Below are 327 nucleotides of genomic sequence, written 5' to 3'. Positions count from 1 at the left end.
CGCCTCGAATGCCGTCAGGGCCTGTTCGGCCGCCTCGGCGCTGGGCGCGCGGTAGATATCCTTCAGCGCGGTCGCCAGGCCCTTGCGGTCCTTCCAGGAGACGAAATCCATGGAATTGCGCAGCAGGTGGACGATGCAGGTTTGAACCACGGCGTCGGGAAACACGGCGGTGATCGCCTCGGGAAAGCCTTTCAGGCCATCGACGACAGCGAGCAGGATGTCCTCGCCGCCGCGGTTCCTGAGCTCGTTCATGACCCTGAGCCAGAATTTTGCGCCCTCGTTCTGCTCCAGCCACAGGCCCAGCACCTCCTTGGCACCATCGGCACG

Annotated in this window: 1 protein-coding gene; it reads right to left on the bottom strand. The window is 64.5% G+C overall.

Annotated elements, in window-relative coordinates; translation table 11 throughout:
- A partial coding sequence (locus tag SM191_RS19680; protein WP_341507675.1) for a transposase occupies positions 1-327 on the bottom strand: 327 nt, incomplete at both ends.

The organism is Sphingomonas sp. 2378 (assembly GCF_038084995.1).
Taxonomy (GTDB): domain Bacteria; phylum Pseudomonadota; class Alphaproteobacteria; order Sphingomonadales; family Sphingomonadaceae; genus Sphingomonas.
The sequence above is the reverse complement of the archived record's forward strand: the minus strand, read 5'-3'. Positions and strand labels throughout refer to the sequence as shown.